General features: G+C 44.4%; 21 protein-coding genes. 20 read left to right on the top strand and 1 reads right to left on the bottom strand.

The window, feature by feature from the left end; all coding sequences use genetic code 11:
* Window positions 1-47 precede the first annotated feature (47 nt).
* The 20 genes from IEU85_RS05095 (at window position 48) to IEU85_RS05000 (ending at window position 23,956) form a co-directional block, all read left to right on the top strand.
* On the top strand, window positions 48-1,250 hold the full coding sequence (locus IEU85_RS05095; RefSeq protein ID WP_188355164.1) for a glutamate--tRNA ligase family protein: 1,203 nt from the start codon (window positions 48-50) through the stop codon (window positions 1,248-1,250).
* A gap of 446 nt (window positions 1,251-1,696) precedes the next feature.
* Entirely contained in the window at window positions 1,697-2,194 is a 498-nt protein-coding gene (locus tag IEU85_RS05090; RefSeq protein WP_188355163.1) for a hypothetical protein, read from the top strand.
* Between the two features lie 120 nt (window positions 2,195-2,314).
* A complete protein-coding gene (locus IEU85_RS05085) occupies window positions 2,315-3,151 on the top strand; it encodes a YggS family pyridoxal phosphate-dependent enzyme (protein WP_188355162.1) in 837 nt (278 codons plus the stop codon).
* 91 nt (window positions 3,152-3,242) lie between these two features.
* The gene (locus IEU85_RS05080) at window positions 3,243-4,058 is read left to right on the top strand and encodes a fumarylacetoacetate hydrolase family protein (protein ID WP_188355161.1); all 816 of its coding nucleotides are present in this window, start codon (window positions 3,243-3,245) and stop codon (window positions 4,056-4,058) included.
* Between the two features lie 196 nt (window positions 4,059-4,254).
* Window positions 4,255-5,340, top strand: coding sequence for an ABC transporter substrate-binding protein (locus IEU85_RS05075; protein WP_188355345.1), 1,086 nt, complete (start codon window positions 4,255-4,257; stop codon window positions 5,338-5,340).
* A gap of 209 nt (window positions 5,341-5,549) precedes the next feature.
* Entirely contained in the window at window positions 5,550-6,803 is a 1,254-nt protein-coding gene (locus IEU85_RS05070) for a nucleoside hydrolase (protein ID WP_188355160.1), read from the top strand.
* A 324-nt stretch (window positions 6,804-7,127) separates the two neighbouring features.
* A complete protein-coding gene (gene clpB, locus IEU85_RS05065; protein WP_188355159.1) occupies window positions 7,128-9,836 on the top strand; it encodes an ATP-dependent chaperone ClpB in 2,709 nt (902 codons plus the stop codon).
* 87 nt (window positions 9,837-9,923) lie between these two features.
* Window positions 9,924-10,712: an orotate phosphoribosyltransferase gene (locus tag IEU85_RS05060; protein ID WP_229714770.1), complete on the top strand. Its 789-nt coding sequence runs from the start codon at window positions 9,924-9,926 to the stop codon at window positions 10,710-10,712.
* A 77-nt stretch (window positions 10,713-10,789) separates the two neighbouring features.
* Complete coding sequence (locus IEU85_RS05055) at window positions 10,790-11,527, top strand: TrmH family RNA methyltransferase (protein ID WP_188355157.1); 738 nt, start codon at window positions 10,790-10,792, stop codon at window positions 11,525-11,527.
* A gap of 100 nt (window positions 11,528-11,627) precedes the next feature.
* Window positions 11,628-12,482, top strand: a complete 855-nt coding sequence (locus tag IEU85_RS05050) for an aldo/keto reductase (protein WP_188355156.1) — start codon at window positions 11,628-11,630, stop codon at window positions 12,480-12,482.
* A gap of 62 nt (window positions 12,483-12,544) precedes the next feature.
* The gene (locus tag IEU85_RS05045) at window positions 12,545-13,279 is read left to right on the top strand and encodes an HNH endonuclease family protein (protein ID WP_229714769.1); all 735 of its coding nucleotides are present in this window, start codon (window positions 12,545-12,547) and stop codon (window positions 13,277-13,279) included.
* Between the two features lie 375 nt (window positions 13,280-13,654).
* Window positions 13,655-14,878: an Nramp family divalent metal transporter gene (locus tag IEU85_RS05040; protein ID WP_229714768.1), complete on the top strand. Its 1,224-nt coding sequence runs from the start codon at window positions 13,655-13,657 to the stop codon at window positions 14,876-14,878.
* A 320-nt stretch (window positions 14,879-15,198) separates the two neighbouring features.
* Window positions 15,199-15,852: an amino acid ABC transporter permease gene (locus tag IEU85_RS05035; protein WP_188355155.1), complete on the top strand. Its 654-nt coding sequence runs from the start codon at window positions 15,199-15,201 to the stop codon at window positions 15,850-15,852.
* Window positions 15,839-16,516 carry an amino acid ABC transporter permease gene (locus tag IEU85_RS05030; protein WP_188355154.1) on the top strand — a complete coding sequence of 226 codons (678 nt, stop codon included), beginning with the start codon at window positions 15,839-15,841 and terminating at the stop codon, window positions 16,514-16,516. Before IEU85_RS05035 ends, IEU85_RS05030 begins: the two co-directional genes overlap by 14 nt.
* Entirely contained in the window at window positions 16,509-17,357 is an 849-nt protein-coding gene (locus IEU85_RS05025) for an amino acid ABC transporter ATP-binding protein (RefSeq protein WP_188355153.1), read from the top strand. The genes IEU85_RS05030 and IEU85_RS05025 overlap by 8 nt, the downstream gene beginning before the upstream one ends.
* 189 nt (window positions 17,358-17,546) lie before the next feature.
* A complete protein-coding gene (locus IEU85_RS05020; protein ID WP_188355152.1) occupies window positions 17,547-18,443 on the top strand; it encodes a cysteine ABC transporter substrate-binding protein in 897 nt (298 codons plus the stop codon).
* Window positions 18,444-18,982: 539 nt separating this feature from the next.
* Window positions 18,983-19,453 carry an excisionase family DNA-binding protein gene (locus IEU85_RS05015; protein WP_188355151.1) on the top strand — a complete coding sequence of 157 codons (471 nt, stop codon included), beginning with the start codon at window positions 18,983-18,985 and terminating at the stop codon, window positions 19,451-19,453.
* 2 nt (window positions 19,454-19,455) lie between these two features.
* Complete coding sequence (locus IEU85_RS05010) at window positions 19,456-20,019, top strand: PIN domain-containing protein (RefSeq protein WP_188355150.1); 564 nt, start codon at window positions 19,456-19,458, stop codon at window positions 20,017-20,019.
* Window positions 20,020-20,449: 430 nt separating this feature from the next.
* Complete coding sequence (locus IEU85_RS05005) at window positions 20,450-21,424, top strand: glycosyltransferase family 2 protein (protein WP_229714766.1); 975 nt, start codon at window positions 20,450-20,452, stop codon at window positions 21,422-21,424.
* A 237-nt stretch (window positions 21,425-21,661) separates the two neighbouring features.
* Window positions 21,662-23,956, top strand: coding sequence for an RICIN domain-containing protein (locus IEU85_RS05000; protein ID WP_188355148.1), 2,295 nt, complete (start codon window positions 21,662-21,664; stop codon window positions 23,954-23,956).
* Window positions 23,957-24,009: 53 nt separating this feature from the next.
* On the opposite strand, the gene IEU85_RS04995 is transcribed toward IEU85_RS05000, so the two are convergent.
* Window positions 24,010-26,535, bottom strand: a complete 2,526-nt coding sequence (locus IEU85_RS04995; RefSeq protein ID WP_188355147.1) for a YfhO family protein — start codon at window positions 26,533-26,535, stop codon at window positions 24,010-24,012.
* Window positions 26,536-26,693 lie beyond the last annotated feature (158 nt).

Genomic DNA, 26,693 nt, shown 5'->3' with positions numbered 1-26,693 from the left:
GCTAAAAAGTTCAATGCTTTGGTTGTAAAACAGGTACACTAGAGCATATGACAGCAGATAATCAGACGGTAGATTCTTGTGTAGGGTCTACCGTCTCTTCGTATTCCATGAAACATTGTGTTGAACAAACAGTGAATAATGCTGGGCAATATTGTGTGCAAAATACCGCTCTTGTACATAACACCCATATTGCGCATAGTAATGTCACTACGAAGCAGTCTAAACCGCTTGGTCGATTTGCGCCATCTCCAACTGGCAGAATGCATCTGGGCAATATTGTGGCAGCAGTGGCAGCTTGGGCAGCGTGTGAAGGAAATATGCTGCTGCGTATTGAAGATGTTGATACCGATCGTGCTCGCCAAGATGCCGACCGATGGATTATGGACGATTTACATTGGCTTGGTTTAGATTGGGTCGGAGAGCCGCAGTATCAATCACAGCGCACGGAATTCTATACTGAGGCACTGCGCAATTTGCCAGTTTATCCGTGTTATTGTACTAGGGCACAAATTCGCGCAGCATCAGCTCCGCAAGAGGGTGATGGTTTTGTGCTGTACCCTGGCACATGTCGGCCGAAGCATGTGACACCTGGATTGTATAGCGCTGTTGAGCGGCAAGACTTTGCAGAGGGCAAAGAGTGGTTGGCACAAAATCGACCGGTAGTGGAGCGGCAAACGAACGCGCATCAGCGTTTTGCGTGGAGACTAGCAGTTCCACAGTTGGGTGAGTCTGAGTCGGTTATCCGCTTCACTGATGAACATGCGGGCGTGCAAGAGTACGCTGTAGCGCAGCAACTAGGCGATACGATATTGCGCAGATCTGATGGATTATTTTCCTATCAGTTGGCGGTGAGTGTGGATGATGCGCTGATGGGGGTTACGCAAGTGGTGCGTGGTCGTGATTTATTGCGCTCTACAGCATTGCAGCTTTATATACGGCATGTATTGCAACAGGCTCATATAGTGCCAGTGGTTCCAGATCCGCAGTTCGCTCATATTGGTTTGATTCGTGATAGTGATGGTACGCGCATGGCTAAACGGTTGCAATCGATTGATATGGGTGTCATTCGCCAATCTACGCACTCTGCTCAAGCTGTGCTTGGAATATGTGCGCAGTTACTGGGATTGCAGGACTCTTTCACGCCGGTTACTAGTAATGAGTTGCAGTATTTATGGAAGTGCCGGCACGGGGATCGCGTATATAGCGATACAGTATGCGATATGGCTGCAATATTGGGTAGCTTGGCGTAACTTTGGAAATTTTTGGAACACCGTGTGCTAAATCACACCACCCCTTTGAGTAGGGGGTATACTGTACTTAACTACGCGGTGTTGCAAATATGGAATGCGTCTCATACATAGAGGTATGGGCGGTTTCTAAGAGGGAGGAGAGATGGTATAGAGCTTGTGAGTTGTGTAATTTTTACAATAAATTTTTTGGTCCAAGGGGGGTTATTTTTTAAGCAATTTGTGTAGCATGCTCCATAAAATCCATGAATAAGGGGGATTGGTTCTTATTTTACGGGGGTATGCGGCATTGAAAAAATGCCAATATACTTCGGTACGAAGAGAACCTTGGTAACCGTATTGGTTACAAACATGCGATAGTAACACTGTGATACACAACGAACTGGAGAGTATGAACACTCATAAGGCGCAACATTATTCACTAAAGAGAGAAGGAAAAGGGGAATATTATGGGTACCTTGGGTGGTGGTTCGTTTAGTGCGCGTGAAGTGGCATATTTACAGTCGCTTCCAGCAGTAGAACGTGTGAGCAATAAGCGAATCGAATATACAGAAGAATTTAAGCGATATGTGATGCGTAGATATGCTGCAGGAGATTCTCCAGTAGTAATTTTCAGAGCAGCCGGTTTGGATTCAGCGCTTATTGGATATAAGAGAATTGAGCGTTGCATTGCTCGATGGAAGCAAACAGTTGATATCAGTGCGCAGTCTGCTGAAGAAGAATCACAGCCATTGCCAGCGGCATCATATACGCCCGTTGAAACCGATGAAACCGTAGAAACTATCAGTAGAACGCTAAACCCATATATGGCAATGATTCAAAATGGGCATTATGACATCCTCATCGCGCATCAGCTACGACGTATTGATGATCTTGAGCGTGAGGTCAGTCAGATTAAAGAGCGCATGGACAATGTGCAAGATCAAGTAGACGACCAAAGCGCATAAGTTAAGTAAGTATGTAAAAATAATTGCTTAGCGCTGTCATGAGCTGTTACTCTCAACCTGTTATGCAATGCGCTATGATTGCATTGCAAGTAACACGTGTGGAGGGCAATTGTGGCATATATGGATCACAAAAATTTAGCAAATACGCAAATTAGTGATCAACGAGCACAAGAAATCGCTGATAATGTGCATCGCGTACAAGAACGTATTGAAGAGGCTGCACAAGCCGCTGGTCGCAGTGCGCAGGAAGTGACACTTTTAGCGGCAACCAAGACACGCGATGTGGGTGAAATTATGGCAGCATTGCGCGCAGGTATTCGCACTATCGGTGAAAATCGTCCACAAGAACTCACTGCAAAAGTCGATGGCTTGCACACAGCATGCCAAGAGCTAGGTTGGCAGTACGGCGCAAGCTTGCCGTATCACACCGATGCGGAAGTCCATATTGATGTTCATTGCATTGGACAATTGCAGTCAAATAAAATTAACAAAGTGCTACCTATTGTCAATGCTGTTGAATCTGTAGATAGCTTAGATCTAGCACAAAAAATTGCCAAACGTGTTCAAGTACGAAATCAAGAACTTGCAAGTAAAGGCATAGCAGTTGCGCCATTAGGGGTGCTACTGGAAGTGAACGAATCTGGCGAAGTATCAAAATCTGGCTGTGATCCACAGGAAGCACTGGATATCGCATATGCTATTGCACAGTGCGAAGGACTGCAACTACAAGGGTTTATGACGATTGGTGCGCATGTTGATGATGGGCGCACGATTCGTGCTGGCTTTGCTCATCTACAATCTTTGCGCGACCAAGTGCTCGCATCCAAAGAACACGGCACTGAGCATGCGCAGACCCTATCTATGGGTATGAGTGGTGATTTGCAGTATGCGATTGCAGAAGGTTCAACTTTGGTGCGCGTTGGAACGGCATTATTTGGCGCTCGTGATTTTATATAATTGGCTCACATGCTCTGCGCTGAGTGCGTAAAAATAGATTCATGTAGCCCTGTAGTCGATGCTGATATGGGCATATCGCTACACTGTGATTATGAGAATTGCACGGTTTTCCCTTAATGACAATGTTCGTTATGCCTTTGTGCAGACTGACGAATATGAAGGCAAAGATTATTTAGTAGCATTAGATGGCTTCCCTCTGGCAGCAGGACAAGTTCATCCAACAGGTGAACGCTATGCTTTGGACGCAGAAGGTGTGCGTTTGCTTGCACCAATTATTCCGTCAAAAATTTTCGGACTTGCAAAAAACTATCAAGCACATGCCCAATACATGGATGAGCACCATTTAACCACAGCTACTCCAAAACCTGGCGAAATGATGATTTTCACCAAACCATCCACGGCAGTTATCGGTCCAGACGATCCTATTGTGTTCCCTTCATATTCCAACGATATGAATTTTGAGCCGGAAGTAGCTGTTGTAATCGGGCGTATTGCAAAATATGTTCCGGTCGAGCGTGCTATGGATTATGTGCTCGGCTACACTTGCACCAACGATGTGACTTTACGCGATTTGCAAATGTCAGATCCAATGTGGACACGTGCTAAGGGATTTGACACGGCTTGCCCACTCGGCCCTTGGATTGAGACTGAACTTGATTACACAGATGCTCGCATTGGTTTTAGCTTAAATGGTGAAGTAGTTCCTGAAGCAAGTGGCACTACTGCTCATCTGATTCATTCAATTCCTCAGCAGATTGCCGCAATTTCACAGTTCAGCACGTTGCTTCCAGGAGATGTTATTTTGACAGGAACGCCAAACGCTACAGGTTCGTTGCATCCAGGAGACGAGGCTGTGGTGAGCGTGGAAGGTATCGGGCAGTTGCGTAATGTAGTGGTTCGTGGCTAAAATAACCCCAGCCAAATCCATGTGTGGCAAACTATAGTCCACAGGAATAGGCGTGCAGCGTGTGGTTCTACCATGCCTGCACGTTTTTGTGGTCTATGGGGGCAGGGACGGAGCAATTTGCAATCCTCATACTGTATCTATTGCAAATTGTGTGGCTTCCCAGATACAGTACATGAGTGAAGGAACTAGGGATTCCATGCAAAAGCGATATTGGCGTGCAATATTGTGCACGGTATTAGCAGCTTGTTTACCATTTTCGTTGGCAGCATGCTCTTCGAGCGCAGCGCAGAGTGAACAACATGGGTTGAAAAAAGTAACGTTTATGCTTTCTTGGGCACCAGACACTAACCATATTGGTGTCTACGTTGCCAAACATTTAGGATATTATGCCAAAGCTGGGCTGCAGCCCGATATTGTTGCAGTAGCTCAAGCAGGTGCTGAGCAGGCAGTGAATAGTGGTAATGCTGATTTTGCACTATCTAATCTCACAAATGTTTCTATAGCCAGTACCAAGGACGCGCAACTACTGCAAGTATTACAAGTACAACAAAAGCCAAGTGCTATTTGGTGCTCGCTGCAATCAAATACTGCTATTACCAGACCAAAAGATTTTGACGGCAAAACTTTTGCAACATTTGGTTCTAATGAATCGGATGCTGTGATTAAGCGCATGATTGAACACGATGGCGGTAAAGGTGAGTTTGATAAAGTCACCGTCGGTACATCGACATTCCAAACGCTCTCCAGTGGCAAAGCTGATTTTGGTGGATTCTATGCCACATGGGAAGGTGTGCAAGCTGAAATGAATGGGCCGCAATTGCGTTGCTTTACCGAGCCTGATTATGGGGTGCCGGGCAATGCTGACACTATCGGTGTGATTACTAATAGTAAAACAGCAAAGCAAAACCCAGAACTGGTACGCAAATTCACCCAGGCGACACAGCGCGGCTATGCGTATGCCTATGAACACCCTGATGAAGCTGCGAAAATCTTAGTGGATGAAGCGCCAGAAGCGAATTTAGATCTGGCTTTTGTTAAGCGCAGTATGCATACCATTGTTGATGGAGCGTATTGGGGCGATATGAATGCCATGAAACAGGGCAGCTTTACCTTAGGTACGAATGATGTGTCTGGTTCGCAGCAGTATATTGACTTCTTGGCGCAGGCAAAGGTGTTTACTGATGCTGCAGGTAAGGTGGTAGACACGGTACCACAGGTGCAAACGCTTTCTACCGATAAGTTCCTGCTGAGTGCGCAAGAACTTGCACCTTCATTCAAGTAATGTGTCCGTGTAGTGCATTCAAGTAGTGTGTTCATGTAATGCATTCGTGTAATGCATTCCGATAGGTGCAAAACTATGCGGATTAAGATGTAAGGTCTGCAGGCTCTAGCTAATCTATCCACTTCATCCAGTGCCCGCATAACGCCATAGTATATGGAATGTGTGGGCACTTGATTAGCTATGCAGTTCACAAGAGGGGAGTGAGCGGGATGATAACAAATAATGCTGTAGATAATTCAGGCACGCAACCGGTGTGCATTCTTGCAGATATGGACACGGGTATTGATGATACTTTAGCGTTGTGCTTACTTATGGCATTACAGCGTGCTGGGCGGGTGCAGTTATTGGGATGTGTGGGAACCTATGGCAATGTGTTAGCCACAGATGCCATGCGCAACTCACGTACAGTACTTGATGCTTGCGGTGGTACTGAAATCCCAGTGTATGCTGGACTTGCTGCTCCTCGGTGGGCACAGGGATTTGCTGTTGATGCTGGTTGCGCTCGCTTTCATGGTGCTAATGGTCTGGGTAATGTGTGCTGGGAGAGTGTGCGTGCGCAGAGTGCTGCAAATTCACACAGCGGAGCTGATACTTCTGCTAATTCGTCCGCTAATATGTACGCTAATACTTCTGCCACCGCGCCTGCAGTGCAAGCTATCGAATCCTCCCAAGTTGGTGTGCTATCTCTTGGCGGTGAGCGCGTCCAGCCTGATGATCCACGATTAGCGCATAGGCAGATTCAATACCAAACAGATATGCAGTCATGGACTACTTATGCCAGCAAACAGTGTGGCTTTGTGCTGCACGATGGAGTGCAAGCGATTATCGATACAGTGCGGCGTTATGGTGACCAAGTAACTATTTTGGCAACTGGTCCTTTGACTGATATTGCCGAAGCGTTAGAACAAGCTCCAGATATTGCACAGCAGATGAAGTTGGTGCTGATGGGTGGTTCGCTTACACAAGAGGGCAATTGCTACGATCTAATTTGTGAAACTAATATATTCCAAGACCCTGAATCTGCTGATGTTGTATTCCACTCTGGCGCCTCGGTGACAATGGTTGGTCTCGATGTGACCCATCAATGTTTGCTCACGCGGGAGCATATGCGTGCTTTTGCTGATGCTGGTAGCAAGTTGGGGAAGATGCTGGCGCAAACACTGAAGTTTTATATTGAAGCCAATGAAGCGAGTGATCCGCTTTTTGCGCAAGGTTCTCCGTTGCATGATCCACTTGCGGCACTTGTTGCTGTGGAACCTGGTGTGGTTACTTGCTTACCACTGGGGATGAAAGTTGAAACACGTACCGGTGTGGGTGCAGGTTTTCGAGGCAGAACTATTGGAGATCCTGCTCAAGTGCGCAATGCTCATCCGCGCACGCAGGTGGCAGTGCAAGTTGATGCGCAGCATGCTGTTGATGAGATTATTGATGCTGTGCTTGGCTTATGTCGAGTTGTGAAGTGATGTGTAAGTAATGTTGTATGCGCTGCTATTTGCACTGATGCTCGTACTGTAAAAGTTGCAGTATTTTCAACGATGCTTCTGGGCATCGTCTGTGGAACAGTTACTCACTCGTGTTCAATCACTTCACAACTCGGTAGTTGGGGTGTTTGAGACTGGGTTTGTAGGAGGAATTCAGAGCGAATGTAAAAACTTGAGTCAAACTAGCTCAAGTTTTGGGAATAAATTGATGCCCCTCAAGGTTATGTATTGCAGAACGTGAAGATTCAAGAAGTGAAACCGTGTATACATGCGATGGAGACCTCTTGGATTGCATGAGGAGGCATTATGGAACAGAATTTCACTCGACTTGCCCAAGAAGCCATAGGTGATGCTATTCAAAGCGCATCAGCTGCGGGGAATGCGCAAGTCGAAACATTACATTTGATGGACGCATTACTACGCCAACAAGAAGGCGTGGTAGCAGGTTTACTGCAAGCTGTAGGAGCAGATACACAAGCTATTGGAGCCGCAGTACGCAATGCGCTAGTAGCATTACCAAGCGCAAGCGGTAGTACTACATCGCAACCACAAGCCAGCCGACAGCTTACCCAAGTTATTGCCCAAGCAGAGCAGGAAATGCGTACCATGGGTGATGAATACGTATCTACTGAGCATTTGCTCATTGCTCTTGCTGCAGGGACGAACACTACTGCAGATATTTTGCGTAAGTATCATGTCAGTGCTCAGGATTTGCGTAAAGCAGTGCCTGGCATTCGCGGTGGCGCTAAAGTAACTAGCCCAGATGCAGAAGGTAATTATAAGGCACTAGAAAAGTATTCCACTGATCTTACAGCGCGCGCTAAGGAAGGAAAGCTCGATCCAGTAATTGGCAGAGATCGAGAAATTCGCCGCGTTATACAGATTTTGAGCCGTCGTACCAAGAACAATCCAGTACTAATTGGTGAGCCTGGCGTTGGTAAAACAGCTGTTGTAGAAGGTCTTGCACAACGAATTATTGCAGGAGATGTGCCAAGCAGCTTGCAAAATAAGCGACTTATTGCGCTAGATATGAGTTCGATGGTAGCAGGCTCGAAATATCGTGGAGACTTTGAGGAACGCTTAAAGTCAGTTCTTGAAGAAATTAAGCGTTCCAATGGTGAAGTCATAACCTTTATCGATGAGCTGCACACTATTGTTGGCGCGGGAGCTGCAGAAGGTTCAATGGATGCTGGCAATATGCTTAAACCAATGCTAGCTCGTGGTGAACTACGGTTAATTGGTGCTACCACACTTGATGAGTACCGTGAAAATATTGAAAAAGACCCAGCTTTGGAGCGTCGTTTCCAGCAAGTGTACGTAGGTGAGCCAAGTGTAGAAGATACTATTGCTATTCTACGTGGTTTAAAGCAACGCTATGAAGCACATCATAAGGTCACTATTGGCGATGATGCGCTAGTAGCGGCAGCAACACTGTCACACCGCTATATTTCTGGAAGGCAATTGCCAGATAAGGCCATTGATTTGGTCGATGAGGCCGCAGCACATCTGCGTATGGAATTAGATTCGCAGCCGGAAGAGATTGACGAATTACAGCGCAAAGTAACCCGTCTTGAAATGGAAGAAATGCAGCTGAAAAAAGCAGAAGATCCAGCTTCTAAGGAACGTCTGGAAAAGCTGCAGGCTGACCTAGCAAATACCCGCGAACGTTTGTCTGGATTGCAAGCACGCTGGAATGCTGAAAAGGAAGGTCATAACAAGGTCGGTGATTTGCGTGCTCAACTTGACGCCAAGCGCGTAGAAGCTGATAAGGCAACGCGCGAAGGTGATCTTGAAAAGGCAAGTCGAATTCTGTATGGAGAAATTCCAGCAATACAAAAGGAATTAGCTCTTGCAGAACAAAGCGACTCTGCTGCTGGTTCTGATGCTGCATCTGCTTCTACTTCTGCCGATGAGGCTCATGCTGCGCAAGCTAATTCGACCACCAATGAGTCCGAGCCAATGGTTCCAGATCATGTGGATGCAGATTCTATTGCAGAAATTGTCTCTGACTGGACAGGAATTCCGGTTGGACGCTTGATGCAAGGTGAAAATGAGAAGCTGCTGCATATGGAAGAGATGCTTGGCAAGCGCGTTATCGGTCAGAAGGAAGCTATTGCCGATGTCTCTGATGCAGTGCGGCGCTCGCGTGCAGGTATTGCTGATCCAAATCGTCCAACTGGTTCATTCCTATTCTTGGGTCCGACTGGTGTAGGTAAGACTGAATTGGCGAAAGCCTTGGCAGACTTCCTCTTTGACGACGACAAAGCTATGGTGCGTATTGATATGAGCGAGTATATGGAAAAGGCTTCGGTATCTCGTTTAATCGGTGCGGCTCCTGGCTATGTTGGTTATGAAGAGGGTGGTCAGCTGACTGAGGCAGTGCGTCGTCGTCCATATTCGGTAGTGCTGTTTGATGAGATTGAGAAAGCTAATCCAGAAGTGTTCGATGTGCTCTTGCAGGTGCTTGACGATGGTCGTTTGACTGATGGTCAAGGACGTACAGTGGACTTTAAGAACACTATTTTGATTATGACCTCTAATTTGGGTTCACAATTCCTAGTGGACGGTCAATTAGATGCTGACCAAAAGCGCAACGCCGTGTTGGATGCTGTTCATCGTCAATTCAAGCCAGAATTCATCAATCGTTTGGATGATCTAGTGATCTTCCATCCATTAACTCGCGATGAGTTGGCGCAAATTGTTGATATTCAGGTTGATCAGGTGGCTCGTAGACTTTCTGATCGTCGCATTACCTTAGATGTTACTGATTCTGCTCGTCAGTGGCTTGCTGATGCTGGGTATGATCCAGCGTTTGGTGCTCGTCCATTGCGTCGTTTGGTACAGACTGAGGTTGGCGACCAATTAGCTCGCATGTTGCTTGCTGGCAAGGTACATGATGGTGACACCGTGCTTGTGGATCAAACCGGCGGAGAACATTTGGAACTCAGCGCATGGTCAAGTGACCCAATTATTAGCGAGTCGGCAGATACTACTGGCACTAATACTGCAGCTTAATAGCAAAACATGTGCGAATAGTGTAGCTAGTGTTTGACGAGACACATCGCTAGTCTTGAGCACATGAGTACTCTAGAGCACGAAAGCATGCATAACGAGCATGCAGCACATGAACATGAGCATCATCATGATCATCACGACCATGGTGATGCTCATGCATGTTCACATGAGACATCAACCACAGTTGGAGCATTTCGCAAAACTGGAGCACGAGGAGCACAAGCGGCTGTCTCTGCATCTGCATCAGGCACAGATGACGGCGCAACTTCGGCAAGTGAGTTTATTGATTTCGGCGCTTCTGAAGGATTTTTTGATGCGCGTGGTCAGCTCGAACCAATGGTGCGTGAAGAGCTACATGACCGCGCTTTTAGCGAGTTACTTTCGTTATCACTCGATCATCATGCTTCTGGGCTTATTGGGCATGCACTGTTGGATACATTAGAGGATCAGGGCTTAAGTGTTGGCGATTTTGATGCTGTCGGTGCTTTGACTACGGCAGCACTCCCAATGGCTTGTGCTATGGTACATGCCGCATCGATGCGTGGAGAAGATTTAGACGCTTTTATGATGGACTTTGTATTCCCCTCTATTAAAGGTCCAAGTATTGCAGGCAAGCACGTGCTTATGCTCGACGCTTGGCTAAGTGAAAAATCCTATGTGCAAACATCGTCGTTAGTTACTTTGCGCAACGGTAATGAGCTCGGGTTAGATTTAAGCATTATTGAGCATGAGGGTGCGCATATTGTTGGTATTGCCGCTCTTGTAGGCGGTGTGGATATGACTGAGCCGAATATTGAGGTAGTTAGTCCTGTAGATGGTTCCAGCCAAGTATTGCCATTTATTCGCGTTTTTGATGAGCAGCAATTGCGCGATTAGGCAAGTGTAAACGCTTGAATAGCGTATGCAATGATAAGAATGATAAGTGGGAATCGATTAGCTGATTGGAGATTGCTGTGCGGCAAATGCATCCGGTAACGCAGGCAGCGCTTGAATCTGATGAACCGGTGTGGCGTGAAGTTGGATTAGGTCCGTGGGCTGAGGTGTATCCGCATCGACCTCGACCGGACAGGCGTGGTGATCCGGCAAATTTTGATGAGCGCTATGATACTGAGCTTATCGAACACGGTGATAGGCGTAATGTGCTCGACCGCTATCGGTATTTGAGCGTAGATGCAATTAAGCAAGATTTGGATCAGCGTGGGCGTCATAGTTTTGATGTTGCTGTAGAAAATTGGACACACGATTTTAATTTAGGGTCTATGGTACGAAGTGCCAACGCTTTTGGTGCAGGGCGCGTATACATTGTGGGTCCGCATAAATGGAATCGACGCGGCTCTCTGATGACGGAGCTTTACCAGCATGTGGAGCATGTGCCAACGATTGAATCGCTTATTACGCAATGGAAACAGGAGCACAATCCTGCGCTTGATGCGAAGTATGCTGATGCCAAAGTGATTGCTATGGACATTGTTCCCGGCTCTATTCCTCTGGAAACCTATCAATTCCCGAAGCACTGTCTGTTGTTGTTTGGTGCAGAAGGTCCTGGGTTAAGTAGCGCTGCACTTGAGATGGCGGACGATGTAGTGCATATTTCTCAGTATGGTTCAGTGCGATCGATAAATGCGGGTGCTGCTGCAGCGGTGTCTATGCATGCTTGGGTGGCGCAGCATGGTGTGCCTATGCAGTCATAGAGCATAATGCTCGACTGTAGATTGGTCGGTGCAGCGTAATGTATGGTGCTCTTACCGGTCAGGTATCGCTTAATGTTGAAGGTAGTGGCAAGGAGTAATAATGAGTTTTGGACCAATTCCAGATATTGAACTTTCTGATGGGGTGCGCATTCCACAGCTTGGTCTTGGCGTCTTACGTATCGATAATGATGCCACTGCTGATGTAGTTAGTGACGCACTGGCAGTTGGTTATCGACATATTGACACTGCTGCTGGTTACGGTAATGAGCAAGGTGTTGGGGATGCGTTAGTGCGTAATGGTTTTGCCCATGGTCAAGCACGCAAGGAAGTCTTTATTACCACAAAATTGCGTGACTCTGAGCAGGGGTATGACAGTGCGCTTCGGGCTTTTGATAGGCAGCTGGGCTATTTGCAAACAGACTATGTGGATATGTACATGATTCACTGGCCAACACCATTTGACTGGCGCAGCACTCAGACATGGAAAGCCTTCTTACAGTTGCGGGATGCGGGTAAAGTGCGCACGCTCGGTGTATGTAATTTCTTACCAGAACACTTAGAGCGTTTGCATAATGAGACTGGTTGCTGGCCTACTGTTAATCAAATTGAGTTGCATCCTACTTGGCAGCAACGAGAGGTTGTTAAGTTCTGTCGAGCGCATGATATTGCTGTTGAAGCATATTCACCGATGGCTCGCGGTGCTGACTTACAGGCTGGCGGAGGTCTGCTTGAAGAGATTGCTCAGGCTCATCAGGTGAGTGTGGCTCAGGTTATTTTGCGTTGGCATATTGAGCATGGCATTATTATTATTCCTAAATCAACGCATCAAAGTCGGCAGATTGAAAACGGTTCTATTTTCGATTTTGCGTTGACGGCTGATGAGATTGCTGCTATTGATGCGCTTGATGGACCAACTCGTGCAGGACATGATCCCATGACCTTCTCCTATAGCTAAGGACTTTCTGCGCTAGCTATGGTGAAGCTCATACAGCAGTTTGAAATATGTTGGGAGTATAGGTGGCAAGGCGAAGAGTACGGCGGTTTTCTGGTAAAACTCCTATAGAACGCTTTTTGATATTGCTGGTGCTGGCAGTAATGATTGGCGTCACGCTGGCTTTTGTATTACCCAAATTCAATACCACGCTTGGGCAGGCAGCAGGAGAATATAGCGCAGTCGGCGATGCTGCTGAGACGTTAGATACGCTTCAAGTAGTGGACAATCGCAAACCTCAATCTCGCTACCAGCGCGCATTGTTTGGCTTCCGCGAATATGACTTTGATGGGAATGGTTGCGATGCGCGCAATGATATTCTTGCGCGTGATTTAACGAATGTGCAATATGCTAATGCTGAACACTGTAAAGTCAATGCTGGTATATTGCATGACCCATATACTGGCAAAACAATAGAGTTCAAACGCGGGCAGTCTACCAGTGCTCGTGTGCAAATTGACCATGTGGTAGCTCTTAATGATGCGTGGCGTTCTGGTGCGGATACATGGGATACGCATAAAAGAAATTTGCTAGCGAACGACCCTTATAATCTGCTGGCAGTTGATGGTCCTGCTAATGAGGCTAAAGGGGATGCTAACGCTGCTGATTGGTTGCCGGAAAATACTCAATTTGATTGTGCATACGTGGCTCGTCAGATTGGTGTGAAAGCGAAATACGGGTTGTCGGTAACTTCTCGTGAGCGTACGGCTATGTTGCAGGTGTTGCATACTTGCCCGAATCAAGAAGTGCCCAAGCAGTAGAACTTTAATGTTTTGTAACAGTGTATTTTTTGGATAATAGATTCGTTGTATAGCAGGTTGGTTGTATGACAGGTTTGTATTAACTGATTTAGCAGTATCTCCGAGTATGGCGCATGGGCAACACGCTGTACATGCAAGCTATTGCAAACACTATATGTAGTTTTCTATAAAATATCTACCCCAACATATAGTGTTCTAACTCGTAATCTATACGACATATTACAGGTGTAGAACATCGGCTAGATAGTCAAACACATTCAAATGTGTGAACTGAACACAGGAATGTGTGAATACGCCTGCGCATGTGACTGTAATGAGACGGTGTATGAATTCAGTTGCAGCAAACAACTCAGGTGGCGCATTGGGGTGATAGCTATGGCACGACTTCGCTCGCGCATACGAACATTAGCGACGATACTTGGACCGGCATTCGTTGCCGCAGTAGCATACGTAGATCCTGGTAATGTCTCCGCAAATCTAAGTGCCGGTGCGCAGTACGGGTATTTGCTGGTGTGGGTGTTGGTACTGGCGAACGCGATGAGTGTGTTTATCCAATATCAGTCGGCAAAACTAGGGATTGTTACCGGGCATTCACTGCCATATTTGCTCGGGTCGCGCTTAAGTTTCAGCGCTCGCGTGCTATTTGTGGCGCAAGCTGAGGTAGTAGCTATTGTTACCGATTTAGCAGAGGTTATTGGTGGAGCCGTGGCATTGCAATTGCTGTTTGGTCTTCCACTTATTGCAGGTGGCATTATTATTGGTGTGGTTTCTTCTGTACTATTGATGTTGCAAGGGCATAAAACACAGCGGCAATTTGAATGGGCCGTTATTGGTTTGCTGCTTATTATTACGATTGGTTTTGTTGCAGGTGCATTTTTAGATCCACCTCCCGCTGAGCGTGTGTTATCTGGGCTAGTGCCACGATTTGCAGACGCGCAGTCGGTGTTGTTAGCAAGCTCCATTCTAGGGGCTACGGTAATGCCGCACGCAATTTATTTGCATTCCACATTGGTAAATGATCATTACCATGCTGAGCGCCCTCCAGTTGCGAAAGAACTCTTTGGTACGAAAATTGATGTGCTATGGGCACTGATTATTGCTGGAAGTGTGAATTTGCTGCTGTTGCTTATTGCCGCTCACACGCTGTTTGGTGTTCAGGGTACGGATACGCTTGAGGGTGCGTATCAGGCAATATTGCATGCTTTTGGTCCTGCAGTGGCATGTTTGTTTGCAGTTGGTTTGCTGGCTTCAAGTTTGGCAAGTACTTCGGTTGGTACATATGCGGGGCAGGAAATTGTGCGTGGACTATGTCATATTACTGTGCCGATGTGGGTGTGTAGGATTATCACCTTGGTGCCGGCGCTTGTGATACTTGCTGTGGGTATTGACCCTACGCAGGCTTTAGTTGTGGGACAGGCAATACTTTCGATTGGTATTCCGTTTGCTATTATTCCGCTGGCCCGCTATACCAGAAATACTGCAATAATGGGAAAATGGGCTAATGGCAAGTGGACAGCGCTGGTATTTGCTGCCATTGTTGTGGCGGTAGTTGGGCTTAATATGGTGTTGATTGTGCTTACTGTGTTGGGTATTCAATAGGTATTTGGTATGCCATATAGGTATTTGGTATGCCATATAGGTATTTGGTATGCCATATAGGTACTTGGTATGGCACATAGGTACTTGGGACGCTCTAAGGTCCCTAGTGGTTAACGGTAGACACTTGGTAGGCATTCGATAGACACTCGGTAGGTATTTAGCAGGCACTCAACAGGCGCAAGATTCGCATGTAACTCATATTCAATAATGCGTCATAAGTTATGCATATAGCGAATTTTCGCCGTGAATATGAAAAATGTGTGCACACATACATGGGTTTCCGCTACGATGTGTGAAGCTGATATTGGAAGGGGCGATCTGTGAACTGGAGTTTCATTGCACAGTACGCGCCGTTTTTTGCAAATGCAGCACTCATGACAATCTACATATCTTTTTTCGGAGTGCTTCTTGCTTTAGCGGTGGGTCTGGTATGCGCGGCAGTTGAATCTGCGCATGTGCCAGTATTGCGCCAAATTGTGCGCGTATATGTGGAACTCAGTAGAAATACGCCACTGCTTGTGCAGTTGTACTTTATCTATTTTGGTTTGCCGAAGCTTGGTGTCGTCCTTTCTGCTCAAGCATGTGCCATTGTAGGCTTGGCGTTCTTGGGCGGTTCGTATATGGCTGAGGCATTACGTGGCGGTTTTGATGCCGTACCGCGAGTACAGCTTGAATCTGCTCAGATGTTGGGATTGACACGCATACAAACCTTGAGTCATGTGCAAATTCCTCAGGCACTGTCCACTGCTATCCCTGGCGTGGTTGCTAATGTGATTTTCTTGGTGAAAGAGTCGTCTGTAGTTTCAGCAATTGCTCTTGCTGATGTGATGTATGTGACGCGCGACTTGATGGGTATGACGTACGACACGTATGAAGCCTTGACGTTGCTCATTATCACATATCTGGTGATTTTGCTCCCAATTTCTATTATTGGCACGATTTTGGAACGGAGGTTTGACTATGCACGGCGCTGAGTTGCTTTTGCAGACAAGTGTATGGTTGCGTCTGCTCCAAGGTCTGTGGGTAACGGCGTGGATTGCGCTGGTATCCGTGGGTTTGTCGGTTCCAGTGGGGCTTATTGTTGGCTGGCTAATGACTTCACGAGTGCGTGTAGTGCGTTGGATTATGCGGCTGTACTTAGAGTTTATTCGCATTATGCCGCAGTTGGCACTGCTGTTTATCGCTTTCTATGGTTTTTCACGAGCCTGGGGATTAAATTTAGACGCTACTGCAGCATGCGTGGTCGTGTTTGTGCTGTGGGGCGGCGCCGAATTGGGCGATTTGGTGCGCGGCGCATTAACTTCTATTCCTCGCTCACAGTATGAATCGGCGCAAATGCTAGGGCTTAATCCTTGGCAAACATTTACTCATGTAATTCTGCCGCAAGCGCTGCGCCGTATGTTGCCTGCAAGCGTGAATTTGGCAACACGTATCGTAAAAACTACATCGTTGGCTGTGCTGCTTGGTGTTGTAGAAGTAATTAAAGTAGGACAGCAGATTATTGATGCAAACCGATTCCAATATCCAGATGGCGCACTGTGGATTTATGGAGTAATTTTCTTTATGTACTTTATTGTGTGCTGGCCACTGTCGATTGTGGCTCGACGACTTGAGCAAAGGTGGAATCACGATGACTGATCAGCGACAAGAAGCAGTACCTGTAGTACCCGTGGATGTTGATGCACATAATAGTAATAGTGCAGCAAGCGATACGCGAATCAATCAAGCTGGCGGATTGCAAATACAGGGTTTAGTGAAGCAGTATCCTCATAGTGATCATCCGGTATTGAATGGGATTTCTCTGGATGTGCCAGCCGGTAAGGTTATGGTTATTTTAGGGCCATCTGGTTCTGGTAAATCAACGCTATTGCGCACTGTGGCAGGCTTGGAATCCATGCAAGGTGGGCAAATTTTGATGGATGGTAAGCCACTTGACCGCCATGATGTGGGCATGGTGTTCCAAAGCTATGATCTATTCCCTAATAAAACCGTGCTCGGCAATATTATTATGGCGCCGATGTTGGTGCATAAGCGCAGTAAGGAAGATGCTACTGCAGAAGCTATGCGCCTGCTTGAGCGCGTAGGGCTTGCTGATCGTAAAGATGCTTGGCCTCATGAGCTTTCTGGCGGTCAGCGTCAGCGCGTGGCAATTTGCCGTGCATTAATTATGCATCCTCGTATTATGCTGTTTGACGAAGTTACTGCAGCGCTCGACCCCGAAATGGTGCGTGAAGTGCTTGACGTGATTGTAGAGCTCGCTGACCAAGGGCTTACTATGATGATTGTCACCCATGAAATGGCTTTTGCAAGGGCAGTAGCAGACAGGATTGTTTTGCTTGATGGCGGCAAGTTGGTAGAGCAGTCTGATGATGCAGAAGCATTCTTTACCCATCCACAAACAGAGCGTGCACGGCAGTTCTTACACACTTTTGCTTTTGAACGTGGTCATCATGCGCAAAATCTTGATGACCAAGCGTAACCTAAAGGCACAGCTGAACAGGAGGTTCCTATGAGCGAGTGTTGTTGTAGTTGTTGTAAAAGCGCAATGCTGTAATTGATGGCAGATTATCAATAGCATATACATTTTATTTTTAATTGTTCTAATACTTGTAGAGTAACGAGTAACTAGGGACGCCTGCATGTATGTGCAAGCGTATGGAGGAGAGCTATGAATATTACGAAAAAAGTTGTAAGAACAGTTGTTGCGGCACTTGGTGCATTGACGATGAGCGTTGCTGTGGCAGCTTGCGGTCCAAGTGCCAGCCTACCAAGCGATGCCAAAGATAGTAGTGCTTCTACTTCAGGAACTGCAGTGAAAGCGCGCACTCTCGATGAAATTAAAAAGTCTGGTGTGCTTAAAGTTGCAGTATTTTCTGATAAAGCACCATTCGGATACGTGGATCAGGATGGTAAGTATCAGGGATACGATGTGGTATTCGCTGAACGCCTTGCTAAGGATTTGGGCGTAAAGGTGGAGTACACGGGTGTTGATCCTGCAGCTCGTGTGGATGTGCTGAGCTCCAACAAGGTTGATATCACTTTGGCAAACTTTACTGTCACCCCTGAGCGCGAAGAAAAAGTTGATTTCGCCAAGCCATATATGAAGGTGGCTCTTGGTGTGGTATCTCCTGAATCTGCTGAGATTACCGATGTCAGTCAGCTTAAGGGTAAGACGCTGATTATTGCGAAGGGCACTACTGCTGAAACATACTTTGAGAAAGAGCATCCTGAGGTGAAGCTGCTCAAGTATGACCAGTATGCTGATGCATATAATGCTTTGCTCGATGGTCGTGGTGACGCATTCAGTACGGATAATACTGAGGTGTTGGCGTGGGCTAAGGCCAACAAGGGCTTCGCTGTTGGTATTACGGATTTGGGTGAGACGAGCGCTATTGCTCCTGCTGTGCAGAAGGGCAATAAGGAAATGCTCGACTACATTAATTCCGAGATTGATAAGCTAGCTGAAGAGAACTTCTTCCACAAGGATTATGACGAAACATTGAAGCCTGTATTCGGTGATCAGACTAATCCAGATGACATCGTGGTAGAAGGCGGCAAGTTGTAATACTTAAATTTCACCTTAGTGTGAGACATGGTATGCGGTTGCTCTAGTATGTAGGGCAACCGCTTTTTCTGTCTATATGCCAGAGTTTATGCAAATTCATCAATAGGATTTATGATAATCCGTTAATAGAACGTTCAAATTGCTGGAATTAGTTGGTTTTTGTGGGCTTGATATTGATTGTGACGTTGTGGTCGAAGTAATTGTATTTTGTGGTGGATCATTTTACTTAGGTCGGTTGTGAGCCGTTTGCGTTGATTTCCTAGGGCGAAGATATCTTTCTGGGTCTTATGTTGAGTTGTGAAGTGATTTACGTGAGCATATTGGTGGGCTATGAATAAAGTGAAATTGATATGGCGGTTTTTCTTTATTTTTCAATGTTTTATGAGGGTTGGTTTGTGCCGTCTGTAATAGGAGATGTATGACTTAATAGAAATCACTTCACAACTCGATTCATGTAGGTAATATTCCGAAGTTAAATATGCAGGGGATTGCAATTTTCGAATATTTCGAATAGAGTAAATAGTGTGGAGGTAAAATCGATGGGAACACAAGTATTAGATAGGGATGTTATTACCCGCTATCCGAATAATAGTGATAGAAGTCAGTTTGAAGATATTGTTAATCTGCTTACTGAGAATGATGCTGCGTATGCTGAGATAAATATTCCTGGGAAAGATTCTATTATCCTCCCAAAGGAGCTTGCAGAATTGCTAGTAGAAGCTGCACGGAGGCTTCGTCAGGGGAAAGCTGTCTTTTTATCGTCGTCAGAAACGCAGTTAACTACACAACAAGCTGCGGATTTGCTGGGGATTTCGCGACCGACTTTTGTAAAGTTACTTGAAGAAAACGAGATTCCGTTTGTTAAAGTGGGTCGGCATCGTAGAGTGTATTTGAAAGATGTAGAAACATATAGCGCGAAGCAACATAATAATTTTATGCTCGCTATGTCTGATTTATCAGCTAATACGAATCCGTTAGATACAGTTGATAACCCGCTGATCAGGGGTTAAGTATGGCGTTTTCAGTGTTTTTGGATACATGCACTCTCTATGGAGAAGTTGTTTGTGACATACTACTTCGTTGTGCTGAGCGAAAGATTTTCGTACCTTTCTGGTCTGAAGATGTGTTGCTTGAATTAGAACGAGTGCTATCAGATAAGATTGGCGATGAAAAAGCTAGAAAACGAGTGAATGTTATGCGTGAATTCTTTCCAGCTTCATTGGTTTCTGATTATGAAAATCTAATTGAAACTATGGAGTGTAGCGATGAAGACAAGCATGTGCTTGCTGCAGCAAGTCATTCACCTGCTAACACCATTGTTACTTTTAATGTTAAAGATTTCCCTCTTGAGAGCACAGAAAAGCTGAATATCGAGGTAGTAACTCCTGATAATTTCTTGTGTGATACTCTAGATCTAGAGCCGAGCGTAGTGATAAATATCTGTTTCGAAGCATTATTAGGCTATAAGAAGTATCCGCAACAGCCTGAAGAATTATGTGCTGTACTGCAGAGGAGTGGTCTGCCAAATTTTGCTCGAGAGATATATTTACCGCTGAAAGTGCGATGGGAAGCGTAGTCTGCACATCTATTTAGTTTTAACCACTCTCTCTATCTTGGGTTATGGGTGGTTTATGTTTTATCACTTTAATAATTTTGCTCTGCAGTATTGTGCTTTTGGCGCGCTGTGGAGATGGCTTATGTTGAGTTGTGAAGTGATTTACGTGAGCATATTGGTGGGCTATGAATAAAGTGAAATTGATATGGCGGTTTTTCTTTATTTTTCAATGTTTTATGAGGGTTGGTTTGTGCTGTCTGTAATAGGAGATGTATGACTTAATAGAAATCACTTCACAACTCGATAGATGTCTGTATTTCATGCTTCTGTACTTGTGTCTCGAGCATGTTGAATTTGCGAAAAACTGATGTGAAACCAGCTTGTAGATAAAGAAATATCACACAAAGCTGGTATAAATAAGAGTTGGGTATAAGTAATGAGGAGCAGATCTATGAGCGCGTTATCAGCTGAACCGTCAACTCAACCAAAGTTGGCAATTGTAGTGCCGTGCTATAACGAAGAAGCGGTACTTGAAATTACGGCTGGAGTATTGCTTGAAAAACTAAACGCTCTTATTGCTAAGGGTATTATTACTGAACAAAGTCACGTGTTGTTCGTGGATGATGGCTCGCGTGATAATACATGGAGACTTATTGAACAACTTCATGAGCAAGAGCCGAATACTTTCCACGGAGTTAAACTTGCACATAATAAAGGGCATCAAAATGCGTTATTTGCTGGGTTGATGACTGCGCGTGAAGCAAAGGTTGATTGTGCTGTATCAATGGATGCTGATTTACAGGACGATCCTAATGCAATAGACAAAATGCTCGAAGAATACAAACAGGGTGCGCAAATTGTGTACGGTGTGCGCGATAACCGTGAAACAGACACTGCATTCAAGCGTGGGACTGCGCACGCTTTTTATAAACTCATGAGTGCGATGGGTACAGAGACCATTCCAGATCACGCAGATTTTCGTTTAATGAGTTTATGCGCATTAGATGCACTCTCGCAATATCGCGAAGTAAACCTTTTCTTGCGTGGGATTGTCCCTTCACTCGGATTTAAAACTGCCAAAGTATTTTATAAGCGTGGCACGCGCGCTGCAGGTGAGTCAAAATATCCGCTGAAGAAGATGATTTCGTTCGCGCTAGATGGTATCACATCATTTTCTAAGAAGCCATTATCCATCATAACTGGTATGGGCATGGCATCTGTGATTATCGGCATCGTCATGTTTATTTACACTTTAGTGTCTGTGTTCTCTGGTCACTCGGTTGCTGGATGGGGTTCCATCATGTGCTCTATTTGGATTTTAGGTGGAATGCTGCTGACTTCCCTAGGTGTTGTTGGTACATATATCGGCAAAATTTATGAAGAAGTGAAAGATCGCCCTCGATATATTTTAGAGAAGAAAATTTAAGTATAAGTTAAGTGTATTTGATTTTGAGCGATGTATTTCATCGCTCTTTTTATATACAAGAGCAAATAGATAGAGTATAATAAACTCCTTATGTAAAGGTTATGCTAAAAGTGTGGTTAGCAAAGATGACTCAATCGGATTGGGAAATTACTGAGAAACGTGGTTGATATGCAGGCTTTGGTTAAATTAATTGCGCTGGTTATTTCGATTCCTTTGACTGTAAGTTCAATTTCAGCTATGAAGATTGCAGATGATATCAATGGTTTAGTCAACTCTGAGAGCACGTATCAGCAATCAATAAGCACACACCATGCAGCTGAACAAGAAGATCCTGATTCAATGCCTGAGAACCCACGAGTTGGATTACCGGATGAGGTTAGTTCCAATATTCCAGCTGATGCAACAGTGATATCAAAGGATCTTACTGTTTCAAAAGATGGTACGGTGCAAGATATAGAAACCGGTCAAGAAGTTACTGACCCGAAAATTGTGGGAACTGAGGATAAGCCTGCGGATCCATTAGCAAAAACTGACGGACAGAAGTTTATACCTGTTGATGTGGGAACTGTGCGTGAGGCTGTAGAGCAGCAAGATGGACATAACACTAATGCTGCAAGTGCAATGAATACCTATGATGAGACTGCATCTGCACGTCCAGCTGTGCAAGTTGAGCATCAAGCTCAGGGAAATGTGCGCTTGGCGGCTTTACAAAATAATTCGTACGGTGCGTACTGGGGATCGTATGGAGGACGCCCCGCGTTCTTCGAGCGTCAAGGCAACCCGTATATCCAAGATGCGAAGGGTGTAATTGATGTCTCTGAGCATCAAGGATATATCGATTGGAATCGAGCCAAAGCATCCGGCGTAGAAGGTGCGATTATCCGCATTAGCTACGGGTGGGGTAATGGCTACGATAAGTGGGGATTGCGCAATATTCAGGAATGCAAGCGACTCGGCATTCCATTTGGTATTTACTCGTATTCATATTCTTATGATGCGAATACTGCTCGTGCAGAGGCTAACGATATCGTAAATCTGATGCGTCAAGCGGGGGTATATCCTGGAACGCTTGGATATCCAGTATTCTATGACTTAGAGAATTGGACTTGGAAAGGGCATCACGTACCCACCAATCCAGATGTGTATGCGTCAATTGTTGACACATGGATGAATATTGTTCGTGGTGCAGGCTACGACGGGCAGGTCTACTCATATACCAGCTATATTAATAGCTCTTTGAATCGTGCAAGTATTCGTAATCGCGTGGGGTGGGTAGCAAGCTATGGTGCTCGTGCTGGTTTTGAGACTGCAACAAATAAACGCGGTTGGCAGTACACTTCAACCGGCTATGTTGCCGGCATCAATGGGCATGTCGATTTGAATGCGTTTGGTGTAAAGAATTTGTCAGCATCGCAAGTTCCTGATCATGACGGTAAGAGCCTTGACTCACTCGGTACAAAAGATAGTAGTATCCCAGAAGGAGACTATTATATTGCTTCCGTTTATGATAACCGATACCTCGATGTATATGGCGCGAGTAAGGAAGCTAATACACGGTTAGATATTTATCCGTTTAATAATGGTAGTAATCAAAAATTCCATATCAAGCATCTAGGCAATGGCAACTATCAAATTAAAGCGGTACATTCAGGATTAGTATTGGATGCAGCTGGGCCTTCTTCTCGCAATGGAACTCCCGTAATACAATTTTCGAGTAATGGTGGGAGTAACCAGCAATGGATGCTGTATAAAACTAGTGATGGCAGCTATCTAATTGCTTCAACGTATGCGGGCAATAAAAACAAGGTGATTGACATACCAAACGGAGATAAAAATCCAACTACGCTCATTAATCTTTGGGCAGCAAATGGCGGTGACAACCAAAAATTCAGGTTGATAAGAACAAATCAATTGAATGCTCAGGGTACCGGTTGGGTATCGAATGGGAATAATTGGTATTGGTACTCGAATGGAACGATGCTTCGTAACAGAGAGTTCCAAGACCCGTACAGTGGGAAGTGGTATCTCCTTAACCCAGATGGTACTATGGCGCGTGGTTGGAAGACTCTTGCTGATGGGCGTAGGGTATATTACAATCCGAGTTCTGGTGCTATTACGTATGGTGAGGCTCAGATTGATGGTCACTGGTATTACTTCGATACCTATTACGGAACCATGGCTCGCGGAATGAAGTATGTACAGTCAAGTGGTGGCAAATGGGTATACTACAACTGGAATAGCGGGCAGATGATGTACGGCGAACAGTATGTTGACTATGATAAAGAACATACTGGCTGGTATTTATTCGATAGCCAGACTGGCGCCATGCAATACGGTGATGTATACCTTACCAAAGGTTCAAAATGGGTGAGGTACGATACATATACTGGCATCATGGTTAAAGGTTTGCAACGCTATGATGGCTCGTGGTATTACTTCGATCCAGTGACTGGTGCTATGGCACATGGGTGGGCATATGTTCCGCAATGGGGTCGAAATCATTACTTTGATATGATAACTGGTAGAGGGTAGTTGAAGAAAGAAATAGTAGAGTCGCAGAATTTTCTGCGACTCTACTATTTCTATTACTTTTTACGTGTTCGTCTTGTATAAATTAGCATTCCTACCAGTCCAGCGATACCAAGCGAGAAGAATACGATGCTAAGCTTAAGTCCTCTTGGGGTGTATTTCATCTCAATATGGTGGGTATTATTTGACTGATCTAATGGAATTGACATGAATACATTCCAGTTTTGTACAGGTTGCACCCGCTTGCCGTTATCGGTGATGGTCCAAGATTCATCGAATGGTATAGTCATGGACAAGTATTTGCTTGAACCGGTGTACTCGATATCAAACTTTGAGCTTGATTTTTCCTCAAGTTTGACATCTTTCTTTACATCACGTAAAACGTTTTTCACAGCCTCTGCATTTTCGGTGTAACTTGTGAAATTATCCTTTGTCAATTCTTGATTTTCGAGAGTTATTGAGACTTGAATAGTTTCACCAGCATCATATTGACCCAGATAGTATGTTTCTTCAAAAGTATGTGTACTGAGTGCCTCTTCTTTATCGTCCTTTTGAATAGTAATGGAGTGTGCATTTTTTGGTATGAACATATAGACAGAACCAGAATGATCAACTTTTATTGTAGCAATGTATGTATTAAGAACATTCTCACCGTCTTGTGAAGACTGACTCCGTTCAATGGAATAAATATTCTTATTAAAAATAGTCTCACTATTGCTGTCAAGGGTATTATAGATTGTATTGATAGTAACAAAAGGATTTTCTGTATTAAAATCCTTTATTGTGTTTTGCTCGAAAAAAATTGGTAACGTGTATGGATTTTCATATATCGCATATTTGTTATTAATATTTTTTACAAGTTCGTATGGCTTATTATGGGGGTTATCAGTAAGAATATATTTAAGTCCGACTAGGCTTTCTGCAGAAAATGGCATATTTGAGTTATAGCCTGCTTGCATCCAGTCACTGATCATACCGAGCTGCTTTGCGAACTCTACAACCTGTTTATTTTCAGCCGACGAATAGTTTGTTATGCCATGATAATTGTAAAAATGAGCATTAGTTCGGGTAGTCTGATTGACAGTTTCTACTCGATAAAGAGGAGATGCTTGTTGTGCATAATCTTTAATTCGAGCAAATAACTTATTTTCCCGCTCAAACCATGTTAATGTTTGTTGATTTTGTTGCTGAACAATTGCAACACTATTTAACAACAGACTGGCTATTATTTGCGCAGTGACAGTAATCACGAGTATATTTGAATTACTTTCAGCGGTTTTGCTAGAAGTATATAGGACTATCAATAGGACTAAACCGAGACTAATAATATCCCAAGTTAATAGGAGTCCTTTATTTTTTCCTGGTACAAAAGCTATCACAGCAAGGAAGAAAATGAGTACAAAAGTAAAAGCTTTTGCAAAGAGAGTAGGTAGTTCTTCGAGGTGAAGGTTACGTATACTTTCAAATGCAATATAGAGCAATAGAAAACTCATGATGAAAGAGTAGCGATAATTGAACCATGAGTTTTGACTCAATCCATGCCAGAATAGATTGATAAAAGAATTAAGAAAACTAAAAGATATTACAAATAATAATACTGCAAATCCAATCTTTTCAATCTTTGTAACAGAGGTATTTAGGAAATACATTACAACAAGTGTTATAGGAAGAATACCTATGTATATTATTGGCGAATTACCCCATAATGTATTCTGTTGTCCAGTGAAAATGCCGGAGAGAATATCAAATGGTGATCGTGGGAATCCCATCTCAGTGAATTGTGAAAGTGGGGAGACTTTTCTAAAATTCGGGATCCCAAGAAATGCTGGTATGAGTACTATTGAACTAATACAAACTGCAATTATTGTCGAACAGCAATACATTAATAAGGTATCTTTTGATCTCACGAAAAAAGCTTTGTATGTCTTTGTTTGAGGAGCGAAGCGAATAAATAAGAGGAAACAGAAAAATATAATGGAGGCAACTCCAAGCATAAAACCAAGATAATACTGTGCAATAATTCCATATGCAAGTGAGAAAATATAGAGTAGATATTCCTCTTCATAAACGAGCTTATAAAGACCTGCAACAATAAGAGGTAAGACCATTACAGCATCAAGCCAAGCGGCATGCCATCCATAGAATATGGTGTATCCCATAAAAGCGTATGAAATGGATAACAGTACTTTTGCTACTCTATAGTACTTAGGTTCAATCTGATTGAGGAAATACAGAAAAGTTATTGAACTGAGGATAATTTTTGAATATGCGACAAAATGAGTTACAGCAATAAAGTGTGTTGGGAAAAGGATAAAAAGTATATTGAAAGGACTAAAAGCAAAGAATGCCAATGATGAAAATTCACTGCTGCCAAAGACTCCATTTAAGGAGTAGAAAATGTTATTGCCCTCTGTGAGAGTTCTTAGATAAGAATAAAAGCCTAGATTTTGATCAGCATCTGCCCATAAAAACAATTTATCGCCAAATGGATATGTATGGAGGCATAACAGAATAGTAGTCAGCATCAACACAGAAACAGTGCCAGTTATCAAATACAAATAGTTATTACGTTTCTTCAACATTCCCTGTACCTTTGAGTAGATATACTTTCACAAGTTTAGAGCACAGCATGTATTTGAAGTAATATCAAAAGTGAAAGCTGAAATGTTTAGGTAGCAAATTTGCGGTACGTAATACCACGCTATATGCAGTTAGTTGTACAGTATATAAGTCATAGACT

The organism is Galliscardovia ingluviei, assembly GCF_014635685.1.
GTDB classification, from domain to species: domain Bacteria; phylum Actinomycetota; class Actinomycetes; order Actinomycetales; family Bifidobacteriaceae; genus Galliscardovia; species Galliscardovia ingluviei.
This window is presented reverse-complemented; position numbering and strand designations above follow the sequence as displayed.

What these genes read in the sequence shown, in the direction of transcription:
- IEU85_RS05095 (WP_188355164.1), top strand. Translation starts at nt 48, where the DNA reads ATGACAGCAGATAATCAGACGGTAGATTCTTGTGTAGGGTCTACCGTC.
- IEU85_RS05090 (WP_188355163.1), top strand. Translation starts at nt 1,697, where the DNA reads ATGGGTACCTTGGGTGGTGGTTCGTTTAGTGCGCGTGAAGTGGCATAT.
- IEU85_RS05085 (WP_188355162.1), top strand. Translation starts at nt 2,315, where the DNA reads ATGGATCACAAAAATTTAGCAAATACGCAAATTAGTGATCAACGAGCA.
- IEU85_RS05080 (WP_188355161.1), top strand. Translation starts at nt 3,243, where the DNA reads ATGAGAATTGCACGGTTTTCCCTTAATGACAATGTTCGTTATGCCTTT.
- IEU85_RS05075 (WP_188355345.1), top strand. Translation starts at nt 4,255, where the DNA reads ATGCAAAAGCGATATTGGCGTGCAATATTGTGCACGGTATTAGCAGCT.
- IEU85_RS05070 (WP_188355160.1), top strand. Translation starts at nt 5,550, where the DNA reads ATGATAACAAATAATGCTGTAGATAATTCAGGCACGCAACCGGTGTGC.
- clpB (WP_188355159.1), top strand. Translation starts at nt 7,128, where the DNA reads ATGGAACAGAATTTCACTCGACTTGCCCAAGAAGCCATAGGTGATGCT.
- IEU85_RS05060 (WP_229714770.1), top strand. Translation starts at nt 9,924, where the DNA reads ATGCATAACGAGCATGCAGCACATGAACATGAGCATCATCATGATCAT.
- IEU85_RS05050 (WP_188355156.1), top strand. Translation starts at nt 11,628, where the DNA reads ATGAGTTTTGGACCAATTCCAGATATTGAACTTTCTGATGGGGTGCGC.
- IEU85_RS05040 (WP_229714768.1), top strand. Translation starts at nt 13,655, where the DNA reads ATGGCACGACTTCGCTCGCGCATACGAACATTAGCGACGATACTTGGA.
- IEU85_RS05030 (WP_188355154.1), top strand. Translation starts at nt 15,839, where the DNA reads ATGCACGGCGCTGAGTTGCTTTTGCAGACAAGTGTATGGTTGCGTCTG.
- IEU85_RS05025 (WP_188355153.1), top strand. Translation starts at nt 16,509, where the DNA reads ATGACTGATCAGCGACAAGAAGCAGTACCTGTAGTACCCGTGGATGTT.
- IEU85_RS05020 (WP_188355152.1), top strand. Translation starts at nt 17,547, where the DNA reads ATGAATATTACGAAAAAAGTTGTAAGAACAGTTGTTGCGGCACTTGGT.
- IEU85_RS05015 (WP_188355151.1), top strand. Translation starts at nt 18,983, where the DNA reads ATGGGAACACAAGTATTAGATAGGGATGTTATTACCCGCTATCCGAAT.
- IEU85_RS05010 (WP_188355150.1), top strand. Translation starts at nt 19,456, where the DNA reads ATGGCGTTTTCAGTGTTTTTGGATACATGCACTCTCTATGGAGAAGTT.
- IEU85_RS05005 (WP_229714766.1), top strand. Translation starts at nt 20,450, where the DNA reads ATGAGCGCGTTATCAGCTGAACCGTCAACTCAACCAAAGTTGGCAATT.
- IEU85_RS05000 (WP_188355148.1), top strand. Translation starts at nt 21,662, where the DNA reads ATGAAGATTGCAGATGATATCAATGGTTTAGTCAACTCTGAGAGCACG.
- IEU85_RS04995 (WP_188355147.1), bottom strand. Translation starts at nt 26,535, where the DNA reads ATGTTGAAGAAACGTAATAACTATTTGTATTTGATAACTGGCACTGTT.